This window comes from Variovorax sp. 01T439_2, from assembly GCF_056398445.1.
Genome location: NZ_JBFTPJ010000317.1, coordinates 1 through 5,846, shown reverse-complemented (window position 1 = coordinate 5,846; position 5,846 = coordinate 1). Strand labels below are relative to the sequence as shown.

The following is a 5,846-nucleotide window of genomic DNA, read 5'->3' as shown; positions in this document are numbered from 1 at the left end:
CCGCGCAGCCGCGCAGAAGGCACTGTCGATGCTGCCCGACATCGGCCGGCGCGTGGTCGAGTCGCTCGGCGCCACCAAGAGCGAGGTGCGCATCGAGGCCGCCAACTGGCTGGCCGAGCTCAAGTACGCCGAGGCCGTGCCCGCCATCACCAAGGCGCTCGAGAAGGAAACCCGCGAGACCGTGCGCGCGGCCTACCTCACGGCGCTCGAGGCGCTGGGCGACGACATCTCCGCGCGCCTTGCACCGGCGATTCTTCTGGCCGAGGCGAAGAAGGGCCTGAAGGCCAAGCCCCCGGCGGGCCTTGCGTGGTTCTCCCTCGACGCGCTGCCCGCCTGCAAATGGCTGGACGGCAGCCCGGTAGAACCCGAGATCGTGCGCTGGTGGGTGGTGCTCGCCTGCAAGCTCAAGGAACCGGGCGGCAATGCGCTGCTCACGCGCTACCTCGGCCTGCTCGATGCCGCCAGCCGCCAGGCCGTCGGCAGCCTGGTGCTGCGCCAGTTCATTGCACACGACACGCGCCACCCCACGCTCGACGAAGGCATCGCGCATGCCAACGCCCATGCACCGCAGCGCTACCAGGGCAACCAGCAGCGCTACCAGAACGCGAAGGCCGAGCACAAGCAGTACTACGAAGCCGACTTCCAGAAGACGCAGGAGCAGGTCTTCGAGGAGTGCAAGCGCGAGAAGATGAGCGAATACCTCGGCAGCGCGATCGGCGAAAAAGGCACGCTTGCCCTGACCCCCCACGCGCCGGGGCACGAGGTCGTCACGCTGCTGCAGCAGTACATGCGCGACCATTACCAGCGCCGCTCGCAGATCGAAGCCATGCTCGAAGGCGTGGCACCGGGCAACGACCCGGTGGTGATCCAGTTGCTGCTGGGCATATCGCGCCGCTATCGCACTGCCTCGGTCCAGGAGAAGGCCCGCGCTCTGGTGCAGCAGATTGCCGACCGCAACGGCTGGACGCAGGACCAGCTCGCCGACCGCACCATTCCCACCGCGGGCCTGGACGACACCGGCAAGCTCGAGCTCGCGTATGGCGACCGCATCTTCACCGTGGTGCTCGACGCCGCGATGAAGCCCGAGCTGCGCAACCCCGAAGGCAAGATCGTCAAGGCCCTGCCCGAGCCGCGCCAGAACGACGACCCCGTGCTCATCAAGGATGCGAAGGCCCAGTTCTCGACCAGCAGGAAAGAGCTCAAGCAGGTCATCGACCTGCAGACCGCGCGCCTGTTCGAAGCCATGTGCACCGGCCGTATCTGGCCGCAGGCCGAGTGGCGCGAATACCTGCACCGGCACCCGATTGCCGGGCGGCTTATACAGCGGCTCGTGTGGCTCGAACTGGATGCGGAAGGCGCGGTGCGCGGCAGCTTCCGGCCCACCGAGGACGGCAGCCTGATCGACACGCAGGACGACGAGGTCGAGCTTGCGGCCGACAGCCAGCTGCGCCTGGGCCACGCTTCGCTGGTCGACGAAGGCACAGCGGCCGCGTGGAACAGGCACTTCAAGGACTACAAGCTGGTGCCGCTCTTCGCGCAGATGACGCGCAAGCCGCCGGCGGTCGCGTTCATCGATGACAAGGGCCAGCCGGTGAGCGAAATCAACGACCGGCTGGGCTGGATCAGCGACACCTTCACGCTGCGCGGCAGCTTTGCCAAGCTCGGCTACCAGCGCGCGCAGGCCGAGGACGGCGGCTTCTTCTACCAGTACACCAAGGAGTTCTCGTCGGCCGGCGTGCGCGTGGCCATCGAGTTCTCGGGCAACACCCTGCCGGAGGAGAACGTGCCCGCGGCGCTCAAGACGCTGGGCTTCGAGGACATGAAGACCCGCGGCTACAGCGACCGGGCGCTGCCGCTGTCGAGCGTGCCGCCGGTGCTGCTGGCCGAGGCCTATGCCGACTACCTGGCCATTGCCCAGGCCTGCGCCGGGTTCGACGCGGGCTGGGAAAAGAAGATGCCGTGGTAAGCCCGCCGCGCCGACCCGCAGAAAAACCAGCAGCAACATCATCATGAGCACCGGCACATCACCGTCTTCTTCCCCCGCGACCCAGGCCGTGCGCCTTGCCCCCGAGGCGCGCTATGCGGACGAGCTCGCGCGGCTGCACGCGGCCGACACCGATGCGCGACCCACCGGATGGAAGCTCTCGCCGCGCGCGGTGCGGCGCTTCATCCTCGGCGACGAGAAGCTGCAGGTGAGCCGCAAGTTCTACGGCGACGATCCGCTGGTCGACCGCGCCATCGTGACGCTCATGGGCCACCAGGGCCTCATGCTGGTGGGCGAGCCGGGCACCGCGAAGTCGCTGCTCTCGGAGCTGCTTGCAGCCGCCGTCAGCGGTGATTCGGGCCTCACGGTGCAGGGCACCGCCGGCACCACCGAAGACCACATCAAGTACAGCTGGAACTACGCACTGCTGCTGGCCGAGGGGCCGAGCCAGCGCGCGCTGGTGCCTTCTGCGCTCTACCAGGCCATGCGTGCGGGCAAGCTGGTGCGCTTCGAGGAAATCACGCGCTGCCCGCCCGAGATCCAGGACGTGCTGATTTCGTTGATGAGCGACAAGCAACTCATGATTCCAGAACTGGGCGACGATGCCCGGCTCTATGCCCAGCGCGGCTTCAACATCATTGCCACGGCCAACCTGCGCGACCGCGGTGTGCACGAGATGTCGTCCGCTTTGAAGCGTCGGTTCAACTTCGAAACGGTCAAGCCGATCCGGGACCATTCGTTCGAAGTCGAACTGGTGATGGCCCAGTTGAAGCGCGAACTCGACGGTGGCGGCGAGTCGCCGGTCGATGTGCCGCGCGACGTGGTGGCGCTGCTGGTTACCACCTTCCAGGAGTTGCGCGCGGGCCAGACGCAGGATGGCACCGCCATCAAGGGCCTCGATGCCGTGATGTCCACGGCCGAGGCCGTGAACGTGGCTTATGCGGCGGCCCTGCAGGCGCGCCATTTCAACGGCGGCCGGCTCACCGTGCGCGAGATCGCGGGCCAGCTGCAGGGCGTGGTTCTGAAGGACAGCACCGACGATGTGAAGCGCGTGCGCCACTACTTCGACACCGTCGTGCGCGAACGCGGCAAGCGCGACGCGCAATGGAAGACCTTCCACGACGCGGCGCGCGCGCTGTGGCAGTAGTTGCAGAAGCCGGCAGCGTTCTGCCTGCCGGGCTGGAGGCCGCGCGCGGCCGGCTGTTCGGCGAGGACGGCGAGGGCGTGTTCTTCGTGCCCGTGAGGCACCACAGCCCGGCCTGTGCATTCGCATTGAGGGCGCTGCTGCGCGAGGTCAGGCCGGCGGCTGTGCTGATTGAAGGACCGGACGACCTGAACGCACTGCTGCCGCTGCTGCAGCACCCGCAAACCACCGCCCCCGTTGCATGGCTGTGCCAGAGCACCCGGCAGGCTCCGGTGGATGACCCCGACTCGGAAGAGAAGACGCGCACGGAATCGCGCACGTCGTTCTTTCCGTTTTGCGACTACAGCCCCGAGTGGATTGCGGTGCGCGAAGGTGCGGCGCTGGGCGCGCGCCTGGGGCTGATCGATCTTCCCTGGAGCGACAAGGCCTGGCATCGCGACGACGGTGAGGGCGACGAAGGCGATGCACGCGACGCCGCGCGCAGCCTGATGGAAGAGCGCCATTTCGCGCACAGCCGCTACCTCAACGCCATGGCCGCCCGGCTCGGCTGCGTCGACCACCAGGAGCTGTGGGACCGCCTGTTCGAACTGCGCACGTCGGCCGCTCTCGGCCACTGGCGCGCCTTCTTTTCCGACGTGTTCAGCTGGTGCGCCATGGCGCGGCTCGACTACGAGCCCGAGGTGCTCGAGGCCGAGCTGAGCCTGCCGCGGGAGCGCCACATGGCGGCGCACATCCGTCGCTGGCGCAACGAGGTCGAGGGGCCGATCGTGGTCGTCACCGGCGGCTTCCACACGCTCGAGCTGGTCAACCAGTGGCAAGAGGCCAAGCCCTCGAAGGCGCCCGCCGGCCAGGACGCACCCGACAACGCATGGCTGATCCGCTACAGCTTCGAGCGGCTCGACGCGCTCAACGGCTATGCCTCGGGCATGCCGTCGCCCGGCTATTACCAGCAGGTGTGGGAACGCCTCGAGGCCGGCGAGGCCGACCCCTTCACCGCAGTGGCGCTCGACAGCCTGACCCGCTTTGCGCGCCAGACCCGCGCGCAGGACGATGCCGATGCGGTGTCTACAGCACTGGTGCAGGCCGCCGCCGCGCAGGCCATGCGGCTCGCGGCGCTGCGCGGCAATGCCGGTCCGGGCCGGCAAGACCTGCTCGATGCCATCCGCTCCTGCTTCATCAAAGGCGCCATCGACGAAGGAACGCGCGGCTTTACCGCCGACCTGCGCAACTTCTTGAGCGGCACGCGCATCGGCGACGTGCCGCCTTCGGCAGGCTCGCCGCCGCTGATCGAGGACGCGCGCAGGCTCGCCCGCCAGGCCGGCGTGCGCCTGGACGACAGCACCGCGCGCATCGCGCGGCTGGATCTCTATCGCAAGCCTTCGCACCGCGAGCGCAGCCGCTTCTTCCATGCCATGACATACCTCGACACGGGGCTCGGCACCTGGCTCGCGGGACCGGATTTTCTTGGCAACAGCCGTTTGCATTTGCTGTTCGAAGAGTGGCGCGCCGCCTGGTCGCCGCTGGTGGAGGCGCGGCTGATTGAACTGGCGGGCGATGGCGCCAGCCTGGAGGCCGTCTGCATGGCCAAGCTGCGCAAAGAAGAGATCGCGCTGTCCGACGAGGGCCGCGGACGCAGCGCGAGCGCGGCCGTGGCGCTGTTGCTGCGCGCCTGCCTGGTCGGGCTGCAGTCGCGCCTGCCCCAGCTGCTCTCGATGCTTTCCACCCACCTCGACGAAGATGCCTCGCTCGGCTCGGTGGTCGAGTGCGGGCATCGGCTCGTCACGCTCTGGCGTGCGCGGGAGCCGCTGGGCGTGCAGCAGCATCCGCAGCTGCGCAGCCTGCTGGAGCGTGTGTGGCCCGCGGCGCTGTTCCTGCTGCCCGATGTGGGCGGGTGCCCGGAAGAAAGTGAGGCGGGCGCGGTGAAGCAACTGCTTTCACTGCGCGAGCTTGGGCGCCTGCTGGCCTCGCTCCAAGGCGAACCGGGAGAAGCCGGTGACGGCGCCATCGACCTCGACCTGCTGCGTACGCAACTCGAACGATTCGCGACCGGTGCGTCGGCCGCGCCCGCGGTGGCCGGCGCTGCTTCGGCCCTGCTGTACCTCGATGGACACTGGGACGAGAACGCACTCGACACCGTGGTGCGGCAACGCTTCGGCGCGGGCGCAGAGCCGCGCGAGGCGGTACGTTTTCTCAACGGGGTGATGGCCGCGGCGCCTGAACTGCTGCTGCGCCTGCCCGCGCTGCTCGAAGGCCTCGACGGCCTGGTGCAGGGCTGGGATGCCGAGGCTTTCGTGGCGCATCTGCCCGATCTGCGGCAGGCCTTCACGCGCCTCAAGCCGCAAGAGACGGCCGACCTGGCCGGCCGTATTGCCGCGCTGCATGGCATGGGCGAAACAGAGGGCCAGGCGCTCAACCAGATGCACTACGAAACCACCGAACAAGACCTGCACGAAGGCGCGCGACTGCAGCTCGCGCTGGCCGAGTGCATGCGCCGAGACGGGCTTGCCGCGTGGCTGGTCCCAGAGCACAAGAAGAACAACATCGAAAGCGCGATATGACCATCGATCTCCAGACGCTCAGGCGAGCCTTGCGCCCCAACTGATCTCGGCGCTCGCGGAACTGGAATTCAGCCGCAGGGATTGTCAACAGGAGTGGGAACGTCGTTTATGCGAGAAAGTTCACTGTTATTCATAGTGGGATGGATGCTTGTCCTTGGAC

At 68.0% G+C, this 5,846-nt stretch carries 3 protein-coding genes; all 3 read left to right on the top strand.

The window, feature by feature from the left end; genetic code table 11:
- The coding region (locus tag AC1DOC_RS16285) for a DUF4132 domain-containing protein (RefSeq protein ID WP_478130086.1) at positions 1–1,966 on the top strand (1,966 nt) is incomplete at its 5' end.
- A 43-nt stretch (positions 1,967–2,009) separates the two neighbouring features.
- Positions 2,010–3,131 carry an ATP-binding protein gene (locus AC1DOC_RS16280; protein ID WP_278877921.1) on the top strand — a complete coding sequence of 374 codons (1,122 nt, stop codon included), beginning with the start codon at positions 2,010–2,012 and terminating at the stop codon, positions 3,129–3,131.
- A complete protein-coding gene (locus AC1DOC_RS16275; RefSeq protein WP_478081696.1) occupies positions 3,122–5,686 on the top strand; it encodes a DUF5682 family protein in 2,565 nt (854 codons plus the stop codon). The genes AC1DOC_RS16280 and AC1DOC_RS16275 overlap by 10 nt, the downstream gene beginning before the upstream one ends.
- Positions 5,687–5,846: the final 160 nt, after the last annotated feature.

Coding starts and splice junctions, on each gene's coding strand:
- AC1DOC_RS16280 (WP_278877921.1), top strand. CDS start 2,010: ATGAGCACCGGCACATCACCGTCTTCTTCCCCCGCGACCCAGGCCGTG.